The organism is Pelomonas baiyunensis (assembly GCF_043555935.1).
Classification (GTDB): domain Bacteria; phylum Pseudomonadota; class Gammaproteobacteria; order Burkholderiales; family Burkholderiaceae_C; genus Pelomonas; species Pelomonas baiyunensis.
In genome coordinates this window covers 420,821-442,873 of the sequence record NZ_JBIGIB010000002.1, presented here as the reverse complement: position 1 = coordinate 442,873, position 22,053 = coordinate 420,821, and the positions used below count along the sequence as shown (strand labels likewise).

Annotated in this window: 23 protein-coding genes and 1 tRNA gene; 11 read left to right on the top strand and 13 right to left on the bottom strand. The window is 68.6% G+C overall.

Annotated features, from left to right (window positions below; all coding sequences use genetic code 11):
* Positions 1-29: 29 nt before the first annotated feature.
* Genes ACG01O_RS08395 through ACG01O_RS08385 form a run of 3 tightly spaced genes read left to right on the top strand, consistent with a single transcriptional unit; the run spans position 30 to position 1,671 of the window.
* Complete coding sequence (locus ACG01O_RS08395; protein WP_394383466.1) at positions 30-824, top strand: DUF2189 domain-containing protein; 795 nt, start codon at positions 30-32, stop codon at positions 822-824.
* Positions 825-835: 11 nt separating this feature from the next.
* Entirely contained in the window at positions 836-1,054 is a 219-nt protein-coding gene (locus ACG01O_RS08390) for a DUF2788 domain-containing protein (protein WP_394383464.1), read from the top strand.
* Entirely contained in the window at positions 1,051-1,671 is a 621-nt protein-coding gene (locus ACG01O_RS08385; protein WP_394383462.1) for a DUF6198 family protein, read from the top strand. The genes ACG01O_RS08390 and ACG01O_RS08385 overlap by 4 nt, the downstream gene beginning before the upstream one ends.
* Before the next feature lie 88 nt (positions 1,672-1,759).
* Here ACG01O_RS08385 and ACG01O_RS08380 read toward each other — a convergent pair whose 3' ends face one another.
* The 3 genes from ACG01O_RS08380 to ACG01O_RS08370 all read right to left on the bottom strand — a co-directional run bounded on the left by ACG01O_RS08380 (position 1,760) and on the right by ACG01O_RS08370 (position 3,734).
* On the bottom strand, positions 1,760-2,338 hold the full coding sequence (locus ACG01O_RS08380) for a DUF3501 family protein (RefSeq protein ID WP_394383460.1): 579 nt from the start codon (positions 2,336-2,338) through the stop codon (positions 1,760-1,762).
* 6 nt (positions 2,339-2,344) lie between these two features.
* On the bottom strand, positions 2,345-2,764 hold the full coding sequence (locus ACG01O_RS08375; protein ID WP_394383458.1) for a rubrerythrin family protein: 420 nt from the start codon (positions 2,762-2,764) through the stop codon (positions 2,345-2,347).
* Between the two features lie 73 nt (positions 2,765-2,837).
* Positions 2,838-3,734 (bottom strand): alpha/beta hydrolase, encoded by an 897-nt coding sequence (locus tag ACG01O_RS08370; RefSeq protein WP_394383456.1) that lies wholly within the window; start codon positions 3,732-3,734, stop codon positions 2,838-2,840.
* Between the two features lie 44 nt (positions 3,735-3,778).
* Between ACG01O_RS08370 and ACG01O_RS08365 the strand changes: the two genes are divergently transcribed.
* Positions 3,779-3,854: transfer RNA gene (locus tag ACG01O_RS08365), tRNA-Ala, on the top strand.
* Between the two features lie 85 nt (positions 3,855-3,939).
* On the opposite strand, the gene ACG01O_RS08360 is transcribed toward ACG01O_RS08365, so the two are convergent.
* Positions 3,940-4,614, bottom strand: a complete 675-nt coding sequence (locus ACG01O_RS08360) for a hypothetical protein (RefSeq protein ID WP_394383454.1) — start codon at positions 4,612-4,614, stop codon at positions 3,940-3,942.
* A gap of 2 nt (positions 4,615-4,616) precedes the next feature.
* Positions 4,617-5,957: a hypothetical protein gene (locus tag ACG01O_RS08355; protein WP_394383452.1), complete on the bottom strand. Its 1,341-nt coding sequence runs from the start codon at positions 5,955-5,957 to the stop codon at positions 4,617-4,619.
* A 119-nt stretch (positions 5,958-6,076) separates the two neighbouring features.
* On the opposite strand from ACG01O_RS08355, the gene ACG01O_RS08350 reads away from it, so the two are divergent.
* The 4 genes from ACG01O_RS08350 (at position 6,077) to ACG01O_RS08335 (ending at position 9,664) form a co-directional block, all read left to right on the top strand.
* Positions 6,077-7,033: an ATP-grasp domain-containing protein gene (locus tag ACG01O_RS08350; RefSeq protein WP_394383450.1), complete on the top strand. Its 957-nt coding sequence runs from the start codon at positions 6,077-6,079 to the stop codon at positions 7,031-7,033.
* Positions 7,030-7,641, top strand: a complete 612-nt coding sequence (locus ACG01O_RS08345; RefSeq protein ID WP_394383447.1) for an HAD family hydrolase — start codon at positions 7,030-7,032, stop codon at positions 7,639-7,641. The genes ACG01O_RS08350 and ACG01O_RS08345 overlap by 4 nt, the downstream gene beginning before the upstream one ends.
* Positions 7,638-8,339: a class I SAM-dependent methyltransferase gene (locus ACG01O_RS08340; protein ID WP_394383445.1), complete on the top strand. Its 702-nt coding sequence runs from the start codon at positions 7,638-7,640 to the stop codon at positions 8,337-8,339. The genes ACG01O_RS08345 and ACG01O_RS08340 overlap by 4 nt, the downstream gene beginning before the upstream one ends.
* Positions 8,340-8,488: 149 nt before the next feature.
* A complete protein-coding gene (locus ACG01O_RS08335) occupies positions 8,489-9,664 on the top strand; it encodes a radical SAM protein (protein WP_394383443.1) in 1,176 nt (391 codons plus the stop codon).
* A gap of 130 nt (positions 9,665-9,794) precedes the next feature.
* Here ACG01O_RS08335 and ACG01O_RS08330 read toward each other — a convergent pair whose 3' ends face one another.
* From ACG01O_RS08330 to ACG01O_RS08300, 7 genes are all read right to left on the bottom strand, one after another.
* On the bottom strand, positions 9,795-10,898 hold the full coding sequence (locus tag ACG01O_RS08330) for a DegT/DnrJ/EryC1/StrS family aminotransferase (protein ID WP_394383441.1): 1,104 nt from the start codon (positions 10,896-10,898) through the stop codon (positions 9,795-9,797).
* An 8-nt stretch (positions 10,899-10,906) separates the two neighbouring features.
* Positions 10,907-11,320, bottom strand: coding sequence for a sugar 3,4-ketoisomerase (locus ACG01O_RS08325; protein ID WP_394383440.1), 414 nt, complete (start codon positions 11,318-11,320; stop codon positions 10,907-10,909).
* Between the two features lie 39 nt (positions 11,321-11,359).
* Entirely contained in the window at positions 11,360-12,775 is a 1,416-nt protein-coding gene (locus tag ACG01O_RS08320) for a TolC family protein (protein ID WP_394383438.1), read from the bottom strand.
* Positions 12,776-12,841: 66 nt separating this feature from the next.
* Complete coding sequence (locus ACG01O_RS08315) at positions 12,842-14,041, bottom strand: HlyD family type I secretion periplasmic adaptor subunit (RefSeq protein ID WP_394383436.1); 1,200 nt, start codon at positions 14,039-14,041, stop codon at positions 12,842-12,844.
* Positions 14,038-16,398: a type I secretion system permease/ATPase gene (locus tag ACG01O_RS08310; RefSeq protein WP_394383435.1), complete on the bottom strand. Its 2,361-nt coding sequence runs from the start codon at positions 16,396-16,398 to the stop codon at positions 14,038-14,040. Before ACG01O_RS08310 ends, ACG01O_RS08315 begins: the two co-directional genes overlap by 4 nt.
* Positions 16,399-18,210, bottom strand: coding sequence for an O-linked N-acetylglucosamine transferase, SPINDLY family protein (locus tag ACG01O_RS08305; protein ID WP_394383433.1), 1,812 nt, complete (start codon positions 18,208-18,210; stop codon positions 16,399-16,401).
* Positions 18,211-18,362: 152 nt separating this feature from the next.
* Positions 18,363-18,872: a DUF1993 domain-containing protein gene (locus ACG01O_RS08300; RefSeq protein WP_394383431.1), complete on the bottom strand. Its 510-nt coding sequence runs from the start codon at positions 18,870-18,872 to the stop codon at positions 18,363-18,365.
* Positions 18,873-18,953: 81 nt separating this feature from the next.
* On the opposite strand from ACG01O_RS08300, the gene ACG01O_RS08295 reads away from it, so the two are divergent.
* The 3 genes from ACG01O_RS08295 to ACG01O_RS08285 are packed head-to-tail and all read left to right on the top strand — an operon-like array spanning position 18,954 to position 21,042.
* Positions 18,954-19,961 (top strand): D-2-hydroxyacid dehydrogenase family protein, encoded by a 1,008-nt coding sequence (locus ACG01O_RS08295; protein WP_394383430.1) that lies wholly within the window; start codon positions 18,954-18,956, stop codon positions 19,959-19,961.
* On the top strand, positions 19,958-20,506 hold the full coding sequence (locus ACG01O_RS08290) for a chromate transporter (protein ID WP_394383428.1): 549 nt from the start codon (positions 19,958-19,960) through the stop codon (positions 20,504-20,506). Before ACG01O_RS08295 ends, ACG01O_RS08290 begins: the two co-directional genes overlap by 4 nt.
* Positions 20,503-21,042, top strand: coding sequence for a chromate transporter (locus ACG01O_RS08285; protein ID WP_394383426.1), 540 nt, complete (start codon positions 20,503-20,505; stop codon positions 21,040-21,042). The genes ACG01O_RS08290 and ACG01O_RS08285 overlap by 4 nt, the downstream gene beginning before the upstream one ends.
* A 2-nt stretch (positions 21,043-21,044) precedes the next feature.
* Here ACG01O_RS08285 and ACG01O_RS08280 read toward each other — a convergent pair whose 3' ends face one another.
* Positions 21,045-22,004 (bottom strand): GlxA family transcriptional regulator, encoded by a 960-nt coding sequence (locus ACG01O_RS08280; RefSeq protein ID WP_394383424.1) that lies wholly within the window; start codon positions 22,002-22,004, stop codon positions 21,045-21,047.
* Positions 22,005-22,053: the final 49 nt, after the last annotated feature.

Below are 22,053 nucleotides of genomic sequence, written 5' to 3'. Positions count from 1 at the left end.
CGGTTCGCGAAGCGACACTGCCCGCTGCCATGCCCAACCGCTACAGCGAACAGGCCCTGCGCGAGTCGCAGGCCTTCGGAGTCCGACCCATCCCCGCCCTGCGCCCGCTGGGCTGGTTGGCGCGTGGCTGGCAAGACCTGTGGCACACGCCCGGCGCGTCGCTGGCCCACGGGCTGGTCATGGCGGCGTTCGGGGCCGTGCTGTTCGCGCTGGCGCGCGACCGGTTCTGGTTGTTGGCCGGCGCGTTCACGGGCTTCCTGATCGTGGCGCCCATCCTGGCCACGGGCTTGTACGCACTCAGCCGCGAGCGTGACCGGGGTGGTCGCCCCGGCTGGCGCACCGTGCGCGAGGCCTGGCGGCCGCGCGACGGGCGGCTGATCATCTTCGGCATCCTGCTGGGCTTTGCCGGCACCGGCTGGGTGCTGTGCTCGGCCGCGTTCGTGACGAGCTTCGCCACCGACCCCATTCACCACCCGCGCGACTTTCTGATCAAGGTGGTGCTCAACGACGCGTCCAACCTCTTCGAGACCTGGCTGATGCTGGGCGCCGTGCTGGCCGCACCGGTGTTCGCGTCCACCGTGGTGGCGATTCCTGCGCTGGTGGACCTCCCGGCGCAAAAGTTGGGCGTGCTGGGCGCCGTGTTCACGAGTTGGAAGGTAGTGCTGGAGCATCCGGCGCCGCTCGCCCTCTGGGCCGCCCTCATCCTGGCGCTCACGCTGGTCGGCATGGCCACGGCCCTGGTCGGCCTGGTCGTCATCGCCCCGTGGCTGGGCCATGCCAGCTGGCATGCCTACCGTGACCTCGTCGTCCGCCGCCCCGACTGAAGGCACGCACGATGTGGGGCTACACAGAAGCGGAGATTGCGCAGTTCGGGCTGACCTTCGGGGTCTCGGCCTTCATGCTGTACATGGTGTTCATCATCTTGCAGCTGGCGCGCGAGTCCAAGGCCGGGCGCTTCGGCACTTTCGTGCTGCTGCTGGGCCTGGGCTTCGGGCTGGTGGGCTTTGCCGCCAAGGGCGTGATCAAGTTCTTCCTGTCCGGAATGATCGGATGAGCGCCGCCCCCATCAACAGCCGCACGCTGCGGCACAGCCTGTTCGAAGACGCCCAGGCACTGCTCACCGGCACCCTGTTCGCGGCCCTGGGCGTGGCCCTGTTCAAGCAGGCCGGCCTGCTCAGCGGCGGCACGGTGGGCCTGGCGTTTGTGCTGCATTACGCCTGGGGCTGGCCGTTCGGGCTGATGTTTTTCGCCATCAATCTGCCCTGCTACGCGCTGGCGTGGCGGCGCCTCGGGCCGGCGTTCACGGTCAAGAGCCTGGTGGCGGTGGCCCTGCTGTCGGCCCTGGCCGAGGCCCTGCCCGGTTGGCTGCGCATCAGCGCCATCCACCCCGTGTTCGCCGCCGTGGGGGGCGGCTTGCTGGTAGGGGCGGGCCTGATCATGCTGTTCCGCCACCGGGCTTCTCTCGGCGGGCTGAACGTGCTGGTGCTGTGGCTGCAAGACCGCCGTGGCTGGCGTGCCGGTTACGTGCAAGCCGGGCTGGACGCCGCCATCCTGCTGGCCGCCCTGCCCTGGGTGCCGGCCGAGCGGGTGGGCATGTCGCTGCTGGGCATGGCGGCCATGAATGCCGCGCTGGCCATCAACCACCGGCCCGGGCGCTACGTGGCCACCTGAGCCTGCCCGCCGAGCCGCCCGCGGGCTCTTGCACCGGGCGTCGTACGGGACTCCGTACGGGGTTTCGTGCGGGGCTGGCGAGCGCCGGTCAGCCCAAGTCAGCCACCAAGCTGGCCGCGGTGCCGGCCGTCAGGCGCAGCTCGGCCACCAGGTGCGCGTGGTCGCACCCCACGCGCAACTCGGCGCCCTGCCGGGCCGCAGCGCACTGCGCATCGCTCAATTCGAACCGCAGGAAATGCACGGCCGAGGTCTTCTCGGCGGTTTCACGGTCCAGGTCTTCGTCAGCAATGGCATACACGCGCGGCGTGGCACCCACCTGCACGTACATGCGGTCTTCCACGCCGATCAACTGGCGCAGCGCCTCGCGGCGCTGGGTGGCGTCGGGGTAGGTCAGCAGCATCGTGGCCGTCCAGTTGCGGCCGGTCGGCACGAGCGACTGGTAGGCGTCGATCTCCTGCTGGATGCCCTCGGGCTCGAAGATCTTCTCGATGCGCAGCATCTCCTGGATTTGGTGGCGCACGGTGCGCTCGTCCTCGAACTGCACCAGCAGGTGCTCGGTCAGCTGCACACTGCGCAAGCGGCGGTGGGCGGCGATGGCCGGCCGTTCGGCCGCCCGGCAGCGGGCGTAGGCCTCCAGCGTCAAGAGGCTCTCGGGGGTGATGGCCACGGCAGGTCAGTCCGTGAAGCCGTCCAGGGCCTTGAGGTAGCGGTTCGCATGCGACCGCTCCGCCTTGGCCAGGATCTCGAACCAGTCGGCAATTTCGTCAAAGCCCTCGTCGCGGGCGGTTTTGGCCATGCCCGGGTACATCTCGCTGTACTCGTAGGTTTCGCCGGCGATGGCCGCCTGCAGGTTGGCGCGCGTGTTGCCGATCGGCAGGCCGGTCACCGGGTCGCCCACGGCCTCCAGGAACTCCAGGTGCCCGTGGGCATGGCCGGTTTCGCCGTCCGCCGTGGAGCGAAACAGCGCGGCGATGTCGCTGTGGCCCTCGATGTCGGCCCGGGCTGCGAAGTACAGGTAGCGGCGGTTGGCCTGGGACTCGCCCGCAAACGCGGCCTTCAGGTTGTCCTCGGTCCGCGATCCTTTCAACTCCATCTCACTCTCCGTGCCTGACTTCAGCCTGGGAGTTTCGCCCAGAAGCCCCAACAACCGCGCGCGCAGAGCTGCTTCAGAGCAGCCCGCTGTACCAGCGCAAGCCCAGCAGTTGCCGCACCCACTGGTGCGTGCGACCCTGCGGGTCGGCCAGGTCGTACAGCACAGAAAAGTGATCGCAGCCGGGCATCACCTCGCACACGGGCACCGCCCGCGGCCCCCAGGCCTGCTGCAAGGCGCGGGCCTGTTGCTGGCGGGCCTCGGGCTCCAACGCGCCCACCACGGTCAGCACCGTTTGAGGCGCCGTGGGCGCCGGGAAGTTCACCGGGCTCAGCCGCCGCACCGCCTGGGCATCCAGGCCCAGATCAGACGGTCCGCCCCGATGCAGGGCAAGCGGTGACAAATCATGCAGGCCCGACACCGACATCGCCCCCTTCACCATGCGCCGAGGCAGGTCGCGGCCCACGAGCTTCCAATCGCAGGCACTCAGCATCGCGGCCAGGTGCCCGCCCGAGTCATGCCCCACCACAACGATGCGCGTGGGGTCGCCACCATGGTCAGCCGCATGCCGCCAAACCCAGGCCAGGGCTTCGGTCAGCTGCATGGCCATGCGGTCCAGGCTGACCTGCGGACACAGTCCATGGTTGGGCACCACCACCAGCGCCCCTTCATCGGCAAAGCTGGCGGCCAGGAAGCTGTAGTGCGATTTGTCCAGCGCCCGCCAGCCACCGCCATGCAACACCACCAGCACGGGCGCGCGCCCGGCGGAGAACAACGGGTCGGGGGCGAAGACGTCCAAGGTCTGCAGGGGCGCGCTGCCGTAGGGCACATCCAACTGGCACGCCGCCCGTTCGCGCACCAGCGCCGAGGCTGCGGCCCAACGCGCCAAGGCGGCATCGTCATGCGGGGTGAGCCAGCCGGCGCAGCCGTCGCCGCTCACGCTCGACCGCATGTGGCTGGACCGACGCGTCATGCCCGGCAAGCCCCGCGCACGTGGCTATACTTCGCAGCGCGTGTGGGGGGGTAGCTCAGCTGGGAGAGCGCGTCGTTCGCAATGACGAGGTCGGGAGTTCGATCCTCCTCCTCTCCACCACCAAACTTCAAAAGGGCGCTCTTCGGAGCGCCCTTTTCGTTGGCGCAGCCGGCGCGACGCCGGGCGACACGCACCGGTTGCCCGCTCAGTTGCCCCATTTGGCGATGTACTTGTTGTACGTCTCGACCCAGCCGTTGGCGCTGTAGCCACCTTCGCTCTGGTGGGTCAGCGCGATGGGCCAGGTGCCCAGCCGAAGGCCCGCAGCGCGGGCGGTGCGGCAGAAGTCCATGTCGTAGAAGTGGAAGTCGAACCGCTCGTCGAAGCCCACGTGCGCCGCGCGCAAGGTGTCGCGCTTCGCGGCCAGCAACACACCGTCCAGCAGCTCGCACTCCGCCGGCACCGGCCCGAACACCGACAGCGTGCCGAACGGCCCCGGCCCGTGCGACACCGTGCCGCTCAGGTTTGCCCGGTCATCCCACTGGAACTGCAGCGTCGGGAACGCCCACGACGGCTGCATGGGCGCGCGCCGCTTGTTGCCGGCCACGCCCACCACGTCGAACGCATGGACCGCAGCCATGGTGTGCTCGAAAAAGAAAAAGTCGTCCAACCAAACGTCGTCATGGATGAACGCCAGCACCGGCGCTGCGTCCTCGGCCGCAAGGCGCTCGTTGTACAGCGACGGCAGACCCCGGCGGTTCTCGAAGTAGATGCGCGGCCGCAGCCGGGTTTCATGCGTCAGCCGGCGCAGCGACAGGCCCAGCGCCGCCTTGTTCCAGAACTGTTCAGGCGTGGCGCGCGTGGCGCAGACGAGGTCGATCATGGTCAGCGCAGGTAAAGGGCCAGGGTGTCGCACGGTGGGTGGCGCACAGGCGGGCAGGCTGCGGTGCGGCGTGCGTTGGACAGGGCGTACGCCAGCTCGCGCGGGTGGTGCCACTGTTCATAGAAACGACGTGCAGCGGCGGCCTGCGCCTGCAACGCCGCCGGCGTCAGTTCTCGAAGCACCTGCATGAAGCGCTCCGGCGTGTCCCACCACAGGGCGTCTTCGTAGATCAACTCCCGCGTGGAGTGGTGCTTGGACATGCCACTCTCGTGCATCAGGACCGGGATGCCGGCACCTTCCGTCTCCACCAGACCCTTGGCGCCCTGAATGGGAAAGGACGAGATGCAGAGGTCCACATCACTTTGCTGCAGGAAAGCCCAGAGCCCAGGCACGGGCGGCTGGTGCCGGAAGCGTGATGCCTCCAACCCGGCCGCCGTCAGCCGCTGGCGAACGGCTCCCAACACCTCGTCGGGCAGTTGACCGATGTGAAGGTGGTCCCCCGGCAGTTCGGCCAGCCGCTGGTGGATCAGCTCGAAATACCCATAACGCCCTGGCGCCGTGAACTTGCCGGCTGAGCCGTGCGAACAGGTGCGCAGCGCCCCGCCCGCCATGAAGGTGTGCCCCTGGCGCGCGCCAAGGTCAGGCGCCACCAAAGGCCAGTACACGGGGTTGTGCACACCGAGGTAATGCTGGCACTTGTGATGCGACAGGTTGGTGCAGTCCACATGCAGCGCGTGCGGCAGGAACACGCCCAAGGCCATGTCATGGTCCGCGTGGTGAAAGTAGGCCATCTCGCCAGCCACACCGGGCTGCGCGGCCGCCACGGCCACTACGTCGTAGTGGTGGTGGAACAGGGTCAACAGGCCCGGGCGCAAGGCTGCCAGTTGAGTTTGCAGCCACTGCAGCTTGTGAGGCAGAGGCACCGCCGGCGCTTGCGCCACTTGCACCGAGGGGCCCAGGTCGTGCGCGAAGCGGGCCAGCGGCAGCTCACGGTCATGCAGGTTGGTAACCAGTACCACGTGGTGGAGGTCTGGTCGGGCGCGAATCACGTCCTTGAGCGCGAGCGAATGGCCGCCCTGCCCGTCGTACAGCTCCGTCGCCACGTGCACCGCCAACCCGGCCTGCATCTGGCCTGCCGGCTGGATTTGAAATTGCTGCGCAGCCAGCGCGCCGGCGGCCAGGCAGAAACGGTCCATCTCTGCGGACCCGAACACCAGCCCCTTGGCCCGCGGGTCACTCAGCAAGCCGATGACGGTGTTGCTGATCTCGATCAACACCGCCGGCCATTGCCCCTGCGCCTGGAGCGCCTCCAGGCGGTTCACCAGCTCCAGGAAAGAGGTCATCGTCGGGTCGGCAGCGTGCAACGGCTGGCCAGTCTAGTGGGCGCGCACACCCGCATAAGCCGGGAATTACCGGACATCTCCGGTGCTCAAGTCAGGCACCCCGCCTCCACAATGGCCCGATGAGCAACCGCCCTGCCACCTTTCTCATCACAGCCGCGGGCACGGGCACGGCATGGGGTTATGCGCTGGCGCTGGCGCAGCAGTTCCCGCACGTTCGCCTGATCACCGCTGACACGAACGAGCAGCCCTGGTGCACGGCGGCGCAACTGGCCTCGACCCACGTGCGTTGGCCCCTGTTCCAGGCCGGCCCCGCCTACCTGCAGCAATTGCAGGCCCTCGTCGAGGCCGAGGGCGTGACGCACTATCTGCCCATCATCGACCCGGAGATTCATTTCGCGGCCGAGCACCGGCACCAGATCAACGCAACGGTGCTGGCCCCCCATGCCGGTTTCACGGCATTGGCGCTGGCGAAAGACCGTTATGCCGACGCGCTCGCCGCATGGGAGATCGACAGCCCGCGAACCCTGACCGTCGATGCTGCCGCCGCACGACTGGCCCGCGGCCAGCGCGTGTTTGCGAAGCAACCTGGCAGCTTTGGCGGCCGAGGCACCTGGGAAGTGGCGGAGCCCAGCATGCTTTGCACCTTGCCGGCTGGCGCATTTTTGCAAGAGGGCCTGGCCGGCCCCGAATTCACCGCCGACTGCTTTCCGCTTGGCGGCGGCAATGTGTTCGTGTCAGTGCGCGAGCGCATGGAAACCAAGAGCGGCGTGTGCACCAAAGCCCGCATCGCGCCTCATGCCGGCATGGAGGCGCTGGCCCAGGCGCTGGTGCGCGCCACCGGTGTGGAGACACCGTTTTGCTTCCAAGCCATGGCCGACGGCGACCGCCTGGCGGTGACGGACATCAACCCCCGACTGGGCGCTGGCACAGCCATGAGCGCAGCCAACGGCAGCGATTTTCACGGCGCACATCTCGCGCAGCAGTTGGGTGATGCGCAATGGCAGCAGCGGCTGCAGCGGCACCATGCGCGCTGCGCGGTAACGCGGCAGTACTTTGAGATGCTGAGCCCGTTGTGAAGCCTGTGATCGCGCTCGACCTGGACGGCACGCTTGTGTCCTGCGCGCCGCGCCATCAGAGACTGATGCGCCACGTGTGCGGTGGCGATGCGCTGGACGAAGACTTCATCCCCCGCTACTGGGCCGCCAAACGCGAAGGGGCCTCCAACGTGAGCGCCCTCCGAGCCTTGGGCCACCCATCGCCGCATGCCCGCGCCGAAGCCTGGGCCCGCGACATCGAAACCTGGCCCTGGCTGGGCTACGACCGCCTGCTGCCCACCGTGGCAGAGAGCCTGACCGCACGGCGCGTACGGGCCGTCGTGCTGACCGCCCGCCGCTGCCGCGCGATGGTGCACCAACAAGTGCAACGCCTGGGGCTGCTGCACCTGGTGGATGACCTGATCGTGGTATCGCCACACGACGCTGCACGCTGCAAGGCCACCGAGTTGGGGCGCTTGCGAGCACAGGGCTTCATTGGCGATGCCGAAACCGACGCCGATGCAGCAGCTGCCGCGGGCGTACCCTTCGCGGCGCTGGCCGGCGGTATGCGTTCGGCCGCCTTCTGGCAGCGCCGCGGCCAGCCCTCCTACCCTGACTTCGCCGCCGCGCTGGCGGCCCTGCCCTCATGAGCCAGACCGACACGCTCGACGCCATCGCACGGGACTCCATTTACGCCTTGGGCTGCAATGGCAGCATGATCCGGCATAGCTGGTCCATCGCGCGGCGGTACCTGCCCGCCGGTGCGCTGCTGGAGATGGGACCTGCCGAGGGCGTCATGACGGAACTCATCGCCGCCGAACGCAGCGAGCTGCATCTGCTGGAGGGCTCGGACGTGTACTGCGACGGCCTGCGCCAACGCTTTCCGCATGCCAAGGTCCACCACTCGCTGTTCGAGGATTTCGATCCTGGCCGTCAGTTCCAGGCCATCGTGTTGGGCCACGTGCTCGAGCACGTGACGGACCCCGTGGCCGTGCTCAAGCTGGTGCGCACCTGGCTGGCTCCAGGGGGCAAGGTCTTCGCGGCGGTGCCCAACGCCCGGTCCTTGCACCGCCAGGCCGCTGTACTGATGGGGCTGCTGCCGCAGGAAGACGCCATGAGTGAGCTCGACCACCGCCACGGCCACCAACGGGTGTTCAACCCCGAGTCCTTTCGCGCCTGCTTCACCCAAGCCGGCATGCAACTTCAGGTGTTCGGCGGCTACTGGTTGAAGCCCGTGTCCAACGCGCAAATCGACCGCGACTGGACGCCCGCCATGCTCGACGCCTTCATGCACCTGGGTGAACGCTATCCCGACATCGCGGCCGAAATCTACGTTGTCGCGGCCTGAGGCCGAGCACGCACCGCCCGCCCCCCCCCGAAAAACCGCGACAACGCGCTCTGGCCCGGGAACAATCCCGGCTGCACCTGGGTTTTCATGCCTTCAGCACGGCCGCACAAGCGTCCAATCAAGCAGCTTCAATCAGGCGAGGACTGTTCATGAACGTTGCCACCGTCCCTCTCGTGCAGATGCCCCGGCCGGTGCCAATGCAGGCCATGCCGTCGGTGACCGACCCGGCACTGCTGCAGGCGCGGCCGCAAGGGTTGATGGTGGAGTACACGTCGCGCTGCAATCTGCGGTGCAAGTACTGCAGCAAGTCCAACCCTGGGGACGACCAGATCCCCGGCCGCGACATGGACATGCCAGCCAACACCTTGGAACAGACCTTGGCGTTGATTGCACGCGAGCGCTTCAGCGAACTGCTGCTGGCCGGCACCGGGGAGTCCACCTTCCACAAAGACTGGGTGCAAGACCTCCCGCGACTGATTGCGGCCGGCAAAGCCGCCAACCCGAACAGCTTCATCCACATCAACAGCAATTTCGCCCTGAAATACGGCGAGGCGGAGCTCGCGGTGCTGGCCCAGCTGGACGGCATCATGATTTCCATCGACACGGCAGACCGCGACCTGACGCGCACCGTGCGCAGCAAATCAGACCTGTCGCTGATCGTCTACAACATCCTGCGACTCAAGACTTGGTGCACGACCCACGGCGTGCGCATGCCGCGCCTCACCGTGAACGCCACCGTCTACGCCGAAGCGGCCGAGGGCGTGTACGACCTCGCCGTGATGCTGGCAGAGCTGCCGATCCAGCACCTGTCGCTATCGGATTTGTACGAGTTCGAAGCAGTGACGGTCAACAACATCCGCCCCATCGGCCTGCACGACCCAGCCCGGTTCGTCCGCTCGGTCGAGACGCTGCAAAAGGCCATCAATTTCGCGCAAACGGCCAAGCGCTACACGCTGTCGGTGCAACCGCACCTGATCGAGCGCATCAACCAGTTGGTGGCCCAGCTGAACACGGGTGAATCGACCACGCCGGCCGCAGCCACCGCAGCCCCAGCGGGACGCCGCACCAAGATGTGCACCCAACCCTGGACCCGATTCACCGTGGCTGCCAACGGGTCGATCTTCCCGTGCTGCGTGACGGACATGCCGCCGGTGGGCAACCTGCATCGCCCCGGCGAAGGACTGGATGGGCCGGACATCCGCGCGTTCCGGCAAGCCCTGCTCGAGGGCCGCGTGCCCCCCGCCTGCCAGGCGTGCTCCAACGCGGCGGACTGCTCGACGGACGAGCTCGAAGCGCAGGTGCGGGGCATCGTTGCGCACAGCTGAGCGGCGCTCGAGCGGCACCGCTCAAGGTGCCGCGCAACGTGCCGCGCCAGCTGCCGCACGTCGGCAAGTCGTGAGGCCCCGGCCGGGGCCTGCCCTGACACAGCGAGAGCGGGCGGTTGTCGCCCAGCCGTCAGCCCAGCACCGCTCGAAGAACGCCCGCCACCTGTTCCACATCCCCGCGGCTCAGGTAAGGCGCCATCGGCAAGCTCAGCACCTCGTGCTGGAAGGCCTCGGCAATCGGCAATGCCGGCCACACGGTGCCGTCTGACCGGGCGTAAGCCGGTTGCTGGTGGCACGCGGTGGGGTAGTGCACGAGGTGACCGATACCCGCAGCGGTCAGCGCCGCCTGCACCTCGGCACGGCGCGGCGTGCGCACCACGTACAAGTGCCAAACGGGGTCGGCGCCCGGCGCCACCGCGGGGCGAACCAAGTCGGCGCCGCCTAACAGTTCGTCGTACCAGGCCGCCACCTGGGCACGGGCCGCGTTGTCGGCATCGAGCGCCGGCAGCTTGGCGCGCAGCACAGCTGCCTGCATCTCATCCAGGCGTGAATTGACGCCCTGCACCTCGTGCCGGTATTTCACGGTCGAGCCGTAGTTGCGCAGCAGGCGCAGCCGCTCGGCGAGTTCGTCGTCGTCGGTGGTGATGGCACCGCCGTCGCCCAGGGCTCCGAGGTTCTTGCCAGGGTAGAAGCTGAAGCCCGCGGCATCGCCCAACGCCCCGGCACGCCGACCACGCCAACGCGCCCCATGCGCCTGGGCGGCGTCCTCAATCACTTTCAAGCCATGGGCTTGCGCCACGGCTTGAATGGCGTCCATCTCGCAAGGCTGGCCGTACAGGTGCACCGGCATCACGGCCCGGGTGCGGGGCGTGATGGCCGCCTGCAAGCGGTCCGGGTCCAGGTTGTGGGTGGCCGCCCGCGGCTCCACCGGCACGGGCGTGGCGCCTACGGCCGACACCGCCAGCCAGGTGGCGATGAAGGTGTTGGACGGCACCAATACCTCGTCGCCCGGCCCGATGCCGTATGCGCGCAGGATGAGCGTCAATGCATCCAGCCCGTCAGCCACGCCGATGCAATGACGGGTGCCGCAGTAGGCGGCGAACTCCTGCTCGAACGCAGCGACTTCTTGACCCAACACATACCAGCCCGACTGCAGCACGCGCTCGATGCCGGCGCGAATGCCGGCGTCGTGTGCGGCATTGAGCCGCTTCAGGTCCAGGAAGGGGACACGCACCGCAGGCGTCACTTGGCACCCCAGCGGTCGCGCATGAACTCCGCGTAGTCGCGGTGGTAGTCCGACTCGTCGTATTTCGTCGACGCCAGCACCATGCACACCGAGGCCGACGAGAAGTTATCCAACTCCCGCCAGATCATGGGGCACACGTACAGCCCCTGGTAGCTGCGGTTCAGGTGAACCCGCTTCTTGTCTTTGCCGTCGTCCAGCACCACGTCAAAGCTGCCCGACATCGCGATGATGAATTGGTGCAACTTCTTGTGCGCGTGCCCGCCGCGTTCGCTGCCGCCGGGCACGTCGTAGAGGTAGTACACGCGCTGGATGTCGAAGGGCACGTGCACGCCGCCTTCGATGAAGGTCAGGTTGCCCCGCGGGTCGTGGATCTTGGGCAGATCAAAAATCTGGCAGCGGTCAATGGACATCGGTTCAGCCTCTTGCGGGAGTCGGCATCAAGTATGGCCTCAGCGCAGCGGCGTCACCACGCCACGGCCCATGCTCCAGATCAGGGCGACCACTTGTTGGGCGTCGAACATGGCGTTCACATGCGCCACGCGCATGGAGTAGTAGTCGCTCTCAGCGGCCATGACGTCGAACAGCGAACGCCGACCCAGCTGCTGCCACTGCTGCAGGGTGGAGGCGCGCACGCGGTCGCTGTTGCGCAGGATCTCGACGATGCGCCGCGCGCGGTCCAGCGTGGAGGTGCCCAGTTCGTGCATCTCCAAGAGGCGGTAGCGCTTGGCTTCCACCGCATCGTCTTTCTGCAGCACAGTGGCGCGGTAGCGCTGCATGGCCGCGCTGGCCTGGGCCTGAGCGCCCGGCTGCAGGATGGGAATGGTGATGCTGACCCCCGCGCCGATGTCAGTGGTGCGGACATCGCCTGAGGCGGTGGGCCGCAATGCTGCCGCCATGCTGCCGGTGAGGTTGACGCTGGGCCGCTGCCCCGCGATCACGGCTTCGGCCAAGCTGCGTTGGGAGCGAGCCTGCGCCTCCACCTGCGCAATGTCAGGCCCCATCAGGATGTCCGACTGCATCTGCTCCAGGTCCGGCATCAAGGACAGCGCCGGTGTCATGCCAATGCTCGGCGGCAGGGGCTCGCCCACCAGGCGCTTCAAGCGCACCTCGGTTTGCCGCAGGGCGGAGAGCGTCTGCTCCAGCGACATGTCGGCTTGCTGCAAGCTCTTCTGTGCCTGCACCAGTTCACTCGCGCGGCCGCGGTCCGCCTTGGTGATGATTTCCAGCGCATCCACCAGGCACGCCATCTTGCGCACGTACTGGGTGTACACCTGCCCTTGCAGCACGTAGCGGCTGCGGTCCAGCGCCAGGGACACGACCGTCAGCGCCAATTGCTCTTCGGAGCTGCGCTGGCCTTGCTCAGCCACCGTGGCGAGCTCCTTGCGCCATTCGCTGAGCTTGGCCACGCGGCCAGCGTCCCACAAGGGCATACCGGCGCTCAGGGTGGCGGCGTATTGCCCCCCGGTGGCGGTGTACGACGAGCCGGTGCTCAGCCGAACGCCGGTGGTGGAGATGTTCAACGAAGCACTCGGCCCCGACTGCGCCTGGGCGTCCAGCAAATCCTGCCGGGCGGCCTCTGAATAGGCGCGCAACGCCCCCACGCCCTTGCTGCGGGACAGCGTCTTGCCCACCAAGGCCTGCAGTTCCGATCGCGGGTCGCCACTCCCCGTTTCCAGCGTGTTCATGTCGCGCCCCATGCGCGACAGGCCGGCATCGTCCTCGTTGCAGCGACTGGACGGCGGCGCCTCCACCGGCACGGCCGCGGCCGGCGCAGCGGGTTTCTTGGGCGGACGGGTCTGTGCCGGAGCCCAGGAACCGGACGCCGCCAAGGCCAGCACCAACAGGGAGCGGAGGAGGTACGACATGGTCCCGTCACTAGACCACCCTCCCCGCGCGGGCAAAGCCCGAAAAAGCGGGCCACCGGCCCGGCTTTACCGCTCGCGCAGCGCTTCCTGCGACTTGAGCATGGGCCGCAGCAGGTAGCTCAGCACCGAGCGCTCGCCCGTCTTGATTTCCACCGTGGCCGTCATGCCCGGAATGACCGGCAGCGCCTCTCCCTTGTACTTGAGGTTGTTGCGCTCGGCGGTCACGATGGCCCGGTAGTGGCCCTCGCCGGTTTTGTCGCCTTCGGTCACGGCGTCGGGGCTGATGTAGGTGACCTTGCCTTCCAGGCCGCCGTAGGTGTTGAAGTCGTAGCCGGCCAGCTTCACCTCGGCCGTTTGCCCCAGCCGCACGAAGCCGATGTCGCGCGGCTTGATGCGTGCCTCCACCAGCACCTGCGGCCCGATGGGCGAAATCTCCAGCATGGGCGCACCCATGCCGATCACGCCGCCGATGGTGCCGGCCTTGATGCTTTTCACCACACCGTGCACGGGCGACTTCAGCACGGTGCGCGTCAGCGCGTCCTGCCGCACCACCATCTGCTCGTCCATCTGTGCCATGTCGCTTTGCACCTTGGCCAGTTCCTGGCTGGCCTCCTGGCGGTAGCGAGACACGCGCTCGGCGCGCTGCTGCTCGATCTCATTGACCTGGCGCGACAGCCGCATCACCTCCACATCGCTCATCAAGCCGCTGCGCGCCATGTCCTGCGCCAGCTTGAGCTCTTTGGAGATCATGCCCAGGCTGCGGTTGATGGAGCCCACGGCCTCGTCCAGCACACGCCTGCGGGCGTCGAACGCCTCGGACTCAACCTGGGCGTAGCGGCCCTTGGGGTCGATGTCGGCTGGCCAGCGCACGGTGGTGCGGCCGTTGGCCTCGGCCTCCAGGCGCGCCGCGGCGGCCTTCAGCGACAGCAATCGGGCCTGGCTTTCGTTTTGCTGGGCTTCCACACGGGTCGGGTCCAGCAGCGCCAGCTCCTGACCGGCCTGCACCTCTTGACCCTCGCGCACTTTCAGCTCGCGCAGGATGCCGGCGTCCAGGCTGGCAATCACCTGCTCGCGGCCGTCGGGCACCACGCGGCCGTCGCTGCGGGTGATTTCGTCCACATGGGTGAGGGCCGACCACGCAATCGCGGCCACCACCACCACGCACAGCAAATACAGCGCCCAGGTCGCCCGGGGCAGCGGCTCGTCAATGTGCGCGGCGTGGATGGCGCTGACGAAGGCGCCCTCTTCCTTGCTCAGGCTGTTCATACGCTGGCGGATCGCTGCACCGGCTGCGCCGACGGATGCATGTGCACGCCCTCACTGGGCGCCGTGGGGCGCACACCCGACAAGGCGGCCAGCACCTGGTCGCGCGGGCCGTCCATCACCACCCGGCCGCCATCCACCACCACGATGCGCTGCACCAACTCCAGCACCGCCGGGCGGTGCGTCACCACCACCAAGGTGGCGTTGCCGGCCGCGTCGCGCAACTGGCGCAGGAAGGCCATTTCGCTTTGCGCGTCCATGGAGCTGGTGGGCTCATCCATCAACAAAATTTGCGGGCGCGTCACCAACGCCCGGGCCAGCGCCACCAACTGGCGTTGGCCGCCGGAAAGCAACTGCCCCATCTCGCCCACCGGCAAGTCCCAGCCCAGCGGATGGCTGGCCACCACGCGATCCAGCCCGGTCAACTTGGCCACTTCCACCAGGCGGGCGGCGTCCAGGTGGCCGCGGCCCATCAGCACGTTGTCACGCAGCGTGCCCAAGAAGAGGCGGGGCTCCTGGCTCACAAAGCCCACCCGCGCGCGGTACTCGGCCGGGTCGATCTGGCGCAGGTCGATGCCATCCACCTCCACCATGCCTTCCGCCGGCTGGTACAGCCCGCCCAACAGCCGCAAGATGGTGGACTTGCCGCTGCCGATGCGCCCGAGGATGGCCACGCGCTCGCCGGCCTCCAGCCGCAGCGTCACGTTGCGCAGCACCTTGGGCGAGGCCGTGCCCCCGGTGGTTTGGCCATGGGATGTCGGCGCAGCAGGGTAGGCAAAGCCCACATCGTGCAGGCCCACCTTGCCCGTCACCTGGGCCAGCGGCACGTAGTTGCGGGCACCGTCCCGTTCGGCCGGCGCGTTCATCAATTGGTTGAGCGACAACATCGCCGCGCGCGCACCCTGGTAGCGGGTGGCCAGGCTCACCAGGCTGCCCAGCGGCGCAATCGCGCGGCTGGCAAACATGACGGAGCCGATCAACGCCCCCGCGGTGATGACGCCGTCATGGATGAGGTACACGCCCCACACCAGGATCACGAGGTTGATCACCTGCTGCAGCGTGGTGGAGAGGTTCATGCTCCAGCTGGACAGCGCGCGCGACGTGAGCGCCGTGTCTGCCACGATGGCCGTGGTGCGCTCGTAGCGGCGCAGGAAGCGGCCTTCCGCGCCCGAGGTTTTCAGGTCTTCCAGGCCTTCGAGCGACTCCACCAACGTGCCGTGCAGGTCCGCCGCCTCTTGCATGTTGGTGCGCATGGCATTGCGCAACGCCCCCTGGATCGCCCACGACAGGCCCAAGATGAGCGGCACCGCCAGCACCAGCACCCAGCCCAGGGGCCCGCCGATGACAAACGTCATGCCGATGAAGATCACCAGGAACGGCAGGTCCGACAGCGCCGACAGCGTGGCGCCGGTGAAGAACTCCCGCACCATCTCCACCTGGGCCAGGTAGGCCGCGTAAGCCCCGGCCGAGGCGGGCTTGTGCTCCATGCGCACGCCCAGCGTTTGGCGGTACAGCTTGGCGCTGATGACGAGGTCCGCCTTGCGGCCAGCCAGGTCGATCAGGTGCGAGCGCAGCTGCCGCGCGAACAGGTCGAACAGCAGCGCCACGGCAGCCCCGACGGCGAGCGTCCAGAGCGTCACCATGGCCTGGTGCGGAATGACCTTGTCGTACACCACCGAGGTCACCAACCCCGACACCAGCATCAGCACGTTGGACAGCAGGGCCGCCAGCATGGACGCCCGGTAGTACGGCGTGAACCGCTTGATCGTGCCCCAGAACCAGTGCGCATCCAGCCCCCGGTCACCCAGGTGCAGCAGCGAAGCCTCGGGCGCACCACGGTGCGCCTCGTCCTGCGGCGACACCGCCAGCATGAACCCGCTGTACTCGGGCTCCAGCTCGGCCGTGGTGGCCGGCACCGCCGCCGCCTCCGGCCCCGGGAACACCACCTCGTAACGGCAACTGCCGGGCGCCACGGCGGCCGGGTCATCCAGTCGGCGCACCAGCACGCAGGCGTCACCGCCGCCCAGCAGCAGCACTGCCGGCAGTAGGAGGCCGTTGATGTCGTCGATGGACTTGCGCAGCAGGCCGGCGTTGTAGCCCGCCTCCCGCATGACGCGGATGGCGGAATCCGGCGTCAGCAGCCCTTCCACCGGTGCACCCGCGCGCAGCGACTCGGGCGAGCGGGCCTTGCCGTGGTGGCGCGTCAGCCACGACAGGGCTTGCAGCAGTGGGTCGCCCTCGGGCTGGCTGGCCAGGTTCTCCAGCGGGTCCGGCGCGGGCGGCGGCTCGCCGTTGGCGGCCAGCCGCAAGCCGGCCGCCTGGGGCTGGCCGTCGAAGAAGGGGTCGTGACGTTGCGGCATTTAGGCCTTCTGGCGCGCGTCGAGCGCCAGGCGCTCGAACTCGTTTTCCATGTCGCGCACGATGCCCGGCACATCGAACAGCGGCGAACTCCGCCCGTGCTCGCGCAGGTAGCGCTTGTACGAAGCCGCCCGCGCCGGCTGGTTGCCGATCTGCACCGCGCGCTGCTCGTACTCGTCCAGGCTGGTGGTGATCAGGTCCGGCAGGCCCACGGCCGTGAGCAGGCTGCCAGCCATGCGCGAGATGTAGGTCTTGCCCGACCGGGTGAGGATGGGCGTGCCCATCCAGAGGCAATCGCTGGCCGTGGTGCCGGCGTTGTACGGGAAGGTGTCCAGGAACAGGTCGGCCACCGCAAACCGCGCCAGGTAGTCGGCCGGCAGCGCGCGGGGCGCAAACACCAGCCGTTCGGGGGCGATGCCTTCTTCCGCGGCCACGCGGGTCAGGTTGGCCTGGGCAAAGGGGTTGTCCGCCAGCAGCCACAGCACGCTGCCGGGCACCTGCCGCAGCACGCGCATCCAGCAGCGCCACACCGGCTCGCTCATCTTGTGGTTGTTGTTGAACGCACAGAACACGAAGCCTTCTTCCGGCAGCCCGGCTTGCGCCCGCGTGGGCGGCACGCTGGCCTCGCGCTGCCGGTCGCTCACCTGGTAGCAATGGGGCAGGTAGATGGGCTTTTCGGTGTAGTACGGCAGCGACTCGGGCGGCATCACGAAGCGGTCCGCCAAGATCCAGTCCACGCCCGGAATCGCCGAGGTGCCCGGCAAGCCCAGGTAGCTCACCTGGATGGGCGCCGGCCGGTGCGTGAGGATGGCCGCGCGGGCGCCGTTCGTCAGCCCCTGCAGGTCCACCAGCACATCAATGCCGGCCTCGGCAATCATTTCGGCCGCCTGGCGGTCGGGCACGCCGTGCAAGGGGTGGTAGTGGTCGATGCTGCCCTTGATGCGGGCCCGCAGCGGCGAGCCGTCGTCGCGGCTCCAGCTGAAGGCATGCACCTCGAAGCGGCTGCGGTCGTGCAGGCCGTACAACTCGGCCGTCAGCAAGCCCACGGCGTGCATGTGCAGATCGCCCGACAGGTAGCCGATGCGGATGCGCCCTTCCCGCTTGCGGCCCTTGTGCAAGGGCGCCGCGGTCACCTTGGGCAGGCGTTCCAGCACGTAGCGCTGCGCCGTCAGCAACTGCAGCACCGGGTCGTCGCTCTCGTCGAGCATGCCCAGCAGCGAGGTGCTCATCAGCAGGAAGTTGTGCGTGACCTCGCCGAAGGTGTCGTACACCGGCCAGGCGCACTGCTTTTGCCGGATGTGCACGTAGTGCTGGGCCACATCGCTCTGGCGCGGCTCCAGCGTCAGCGAGCGGCGCATCAGCGCTTCTGACTCCACGTAGCGCTTTTGCTGCTCCAGCAGCCGCGCGGCGTTGTTCATGCCGTGCAGGCGCAGCGTCAGGGGCTCGGCACCCAGGCTGACCGGGTTTTCGTCCTCGTACACCGTGGCCCATTCGGCCAGGGCCTCGGCCTCGCGTCCCTGGTGTTCCAGCTGATGGCCCAGGTTCAGGCGCGCTTGGGCGAAGTTGGGCGCCACGGCCAGCGCCATGCGGTACACGGCTTCAGCGTCTTTCGGGCGGCGCAGCTCGCCCAACACCGCCCCCCAGTTGAACAAGGCCACGTGCCGCACCGGCGACTCGGTGCTGGACACCCAGGTTTGGTACAGCAGCGCCGCCGCTTCCAGCGCGCCTGCGGCTTGCAGGCGACTGGCGCAGTCCAGCAACTGGGCAATCGGCCACTGGCCGCTGCGGGCCTGCGCCAGCCAATGCTCAACCATGGCAGGGCCTTGCGGCTGAGCGGCGGGGGGCGTCGACATGTCCATGCGGCGAGCGGCTTGATGGGAGATTCCCCTGATTCTCAGCCCGCCACCCCGCCGCAGGCCAGGGGAATTGGCTGCGTTTTGCGCAGCAATTCCCGGCTGGCAGGCGCTCAGGCGCCGAGGAAGTCCGTCTTGCCCAGCGGCACGCCGGCGTGACGCAGCAGCGCGTAGGTGGTGGTGGCGTGGAAGTAGAAGTTGGGCAGCGCGAAGTGGCGCAGGTAGGTGCTGCCGTCGAACTTCAGCGGGTCGCCCACGCGGCGGGGGATGGTGATTTCGCGGGTTTCGCTGCCGGCAAAGCTGTCCGCCGGCACCGACTGCACGAACGCCAGCGTCTTGCGGATGCGCTCGGCCAGTTCGTCCAGCGTGGCCTCGTTGTCGTCGAACTTCGGAATGTCCACGCCGCCCAAGCGGGCCACGGCACCCTTGGCGGCGTCGCTGGCGATCTGGATCTGCTTGGTGAACGGCAGCATGTCCGGCGCCAGGCGCAGGGTCAGGTACACGTCGGTCGAGAAGTTCTTGGCCGCGGCGTGGGCCTTGGCGGCTTCCAGCCACGAGAGCATGTTGCCCAGCATCTTGGCGAAAACCGGCGCGCTGGCGTCATGCATGGAAAGGGTCGTCATTGGTGAAGTCTCCATTGAGGGAAACCCATATTGCCACCTCGAGCCGAGCCCTGCAGACCGCAGGGCAAAATCGACGTCCGTATGAACGTGATCATTCTTGACGACTACCAGGATGCAGTCCGGAAACTGCGTTGTGCAGCCAAGCTGGAGCCCCTGAACGCCAAGGTGTTCACCAACACCGTCAAAGGCATCGGCCAGTTGTCGGTGCGGCTGCGCGACGCCGAGGTGCTGGTGCTGATCCGCGAGCGCACCGCCTTCCCCCGCCAGCTGCTGGAGAAGCTGCCCAAGCTCAAGCTCATCTCCCAAACCGGCCGCGTGGGCAGCCACATCGACGTGGACGCCTGCACCCGCCTGGGCATTGCCGTGGCCGAAGGCGGCGGCAACCCGGTGGCGCCGGCCGAGTTGACCTGGGCGCTCATCATGGCCTCCATGCGCCGGTTGCCGCAGTACATCGGCAACCTCAAGCACGGCGCCTGGCAGCAAGCCGGCCTGAAGGCCGCCTCCATGCCCGCCAACTTCGGCGTGGGCATGGTGCTGCGGGGCAAGACGCTGGGCGTGTGGGGCTACGGCAAGATCGGCCAGCTGGTGGCCGGCTACGGCCGGGCCTTCGGCATGCAGGTGATGGTGTGGGGCAGCGAGGCCTCGCGCCTGCGCGCCGAGGCCGACGGCTACCGCGCCGCCGACAGCCGCCAGGCCTTCTTTGCCGAAGCCGATGTGGTCTCGGTGCACCTGCGCCTGTGCGACACCACCCGGGGCATCGTCACCCCCGAAGACCTGGCGGGCATGAAACCCACGGCGCTCTTCGTCAACACCTCGCGGGCCGAGCTGGTGACCGAAGGCGCGCTGGTGTCGGCCCTGAACCGCGGCCGCCCCGGCATGGCCGCCATCGACGTGTTCGAGACCGAGCCCATCCTGCAAGGCCACCCGCTGCTGCGCCTGGAAAACGCCGTCTGCACGCCGCACGTGGGCTACGTCGAGCAGGACAGCTACGAGATGTACTTCGACGCCGCGTTCGACAACGTGCTGAACTTCATTGGCGGCCAGCCCAGCAACATCGTCAACCCCGAGGCGCTGAAGGTTCACCGGTGAACCGCCCGGCCTCGGCCACCCAGCTCTACCTGGCCTTCACGCGCCTGGCGCTGCAGGGCTTTGGCGGCGTGCTGGCCGTGGCCCAGCGTGAGCTGGTGGAACGCCTGCAGTGGATGACGCGTGAGGAGTTCGTCGAGACCCTCGCCATCGCCCAGGTGCTGCCCGGCCCCAACGTGGTGAACCTGTCCATGATGGTGGGCGACCGCTTCTTCGGCACCCGGGGCGCCATGGCGGCGCTGGCCGGCATGCTGTCCATGCCCGCGGTCATCGTGCTGGGCCTGGCCGCCGCCTACGGCCAGTTGCGCGATGTGCCGCTGGCCGTGAACGCCCTGCGCGGCATGGGCGCCGTGGCCGCCGGCCTGGTGCTGGCCACGGGCTTCAAGCTGCTGACGGCGCTGAACCAAAGCCCGCTGGGCCGCCATGCCGCCCTGGGCCTCGCCCTGGCGGCCTTTGTGCTGATCGGCCTGCTGCGCTGGCCGCTGATTGGCGTGCTGGCGCTGGTGGGTGGCGCGGGCATGGCCCTGGCGTGGTGGAGGCTCAAATGAGCTGGGACGACTACCTGCGCCTGTTCCTGCACTTCCTGGCCCTGTCGCCCATGTCCATCGGCGGGGCCATCACCACCGTGCCCGAGATGCACCGCTTTCTGGTGGACCGCACCGGCTGGCTGACCGAAACCGAGTTCACCACCTCCATCGCCCTGGCCCAGGCCGCGCCCGGGCCCAACATCCTGTTCGTGGCGGTGCTGGGCTGGCACGTGGCCGGCCTGCCCGGCGCGCTCACCACCATGGCCGGCATCATGCTGCCGTCCACGCTGCTCACGCTCTCGGCCACCCGCTGGGCGCGCGCCAACCGCCAGCACCTCGCGCTGCGGTCGTTCTCCGCCGGCATGATGCCGCTCACGCTCGGCCTCATCATCGCCACCGGCTGGCTGCTGGCCCTGCCCTTCCTGCGCGTGGACGACCACCGCCTGGGCACCCTCGCCCTCATCGCCGTCACCGTGCTGCTGACCGTGAAGTCCCGTCTGAGCCTGGTGTGGATGGTGCTGGGCGGCGGGGTGCTGGGGGCGCTGGGGTTGGTCTGATTTCACGGCTTGAAGGCCGTCGGCGGCCGGCCGGTCAGCCGCACGAACGCGCGGCGCATGCGTTCGGGCTGTCCGAAGCCGCAGGTTTGCGCCACGCGCAGCACCGAGGTGGCGCCCGCCTCCAGCGCGGCGCGAGCGGCTTCCACCCGCAGGCGCTCCACGGCGTGGGCTGGCGTGGTGCCGGTTTCGGCCCGGAAGCAGCGGGCGAAGTGCCGTGGGCTCATGCAGGCGCGGGCGGCCAGGGCTTCCACGCTGTGGTCTGCCGCCAGGTCGTTGCGCACCGCGTCCAGCAGAGGGGCGAAGCGGCCGTCCGGCGGCTGCAGGTCTTGCAGCGGTGAGAACTGCGACTGCCCGCCCGGGCGGCGGCGTTCCACCACCAGTTGGCGGGCGGCCTCGCGGGCCACGTCTTCGCCCAGGTCGTGCGCCAGCAAGGCCAGGCACAGGTCGATGCCAGCCGTCATGCCCGCGCTCGTCCACACCTCGGGCAAGCCGGTGCCGCGCTGGGCGGGCTCGCGCACGTAAATGCGGTCGGGCTCCAGTTGCACCCGGGGGTAGTCCTGCGCGAACTGCCGGCCGCGGGACCAGTGCGTGGTGGCCGAGCGCCCATCCAGCAGGCCGGCGGCCGCCAGCACCAGGCTGCCACTGCAGATGCTGGCCATGCGGGCGCCGGAACGCGCCGCTCGCCGCAGCCAGGCCATGAGCGTGGCGTCTTGGCAGGCGGCGTCCACCCCGTCGCCGCCAATCACCATCACCAAGTCCAGTTCCCCCAGCGACCGCGGCAGGCCCTGCACCGGCCACTCCACGCCCGCCGAGCTGCGCGCCGTGGGCGGCGTGCTGGCCACCAACCGCCACTGGTAGCTGCCCGGTCGCTCCAACCGCGCCACCTCAAACACAGCCATGGGGCCGGCCAGGTCCAGCTGCTGAAAGCCCGGAAACAGCACGAAGGCGATGCGACAGGTCATGCGGCCAGTGTGGCAGAAAAGGTGGGAACTGCGTCCTGGCGGCCACAAC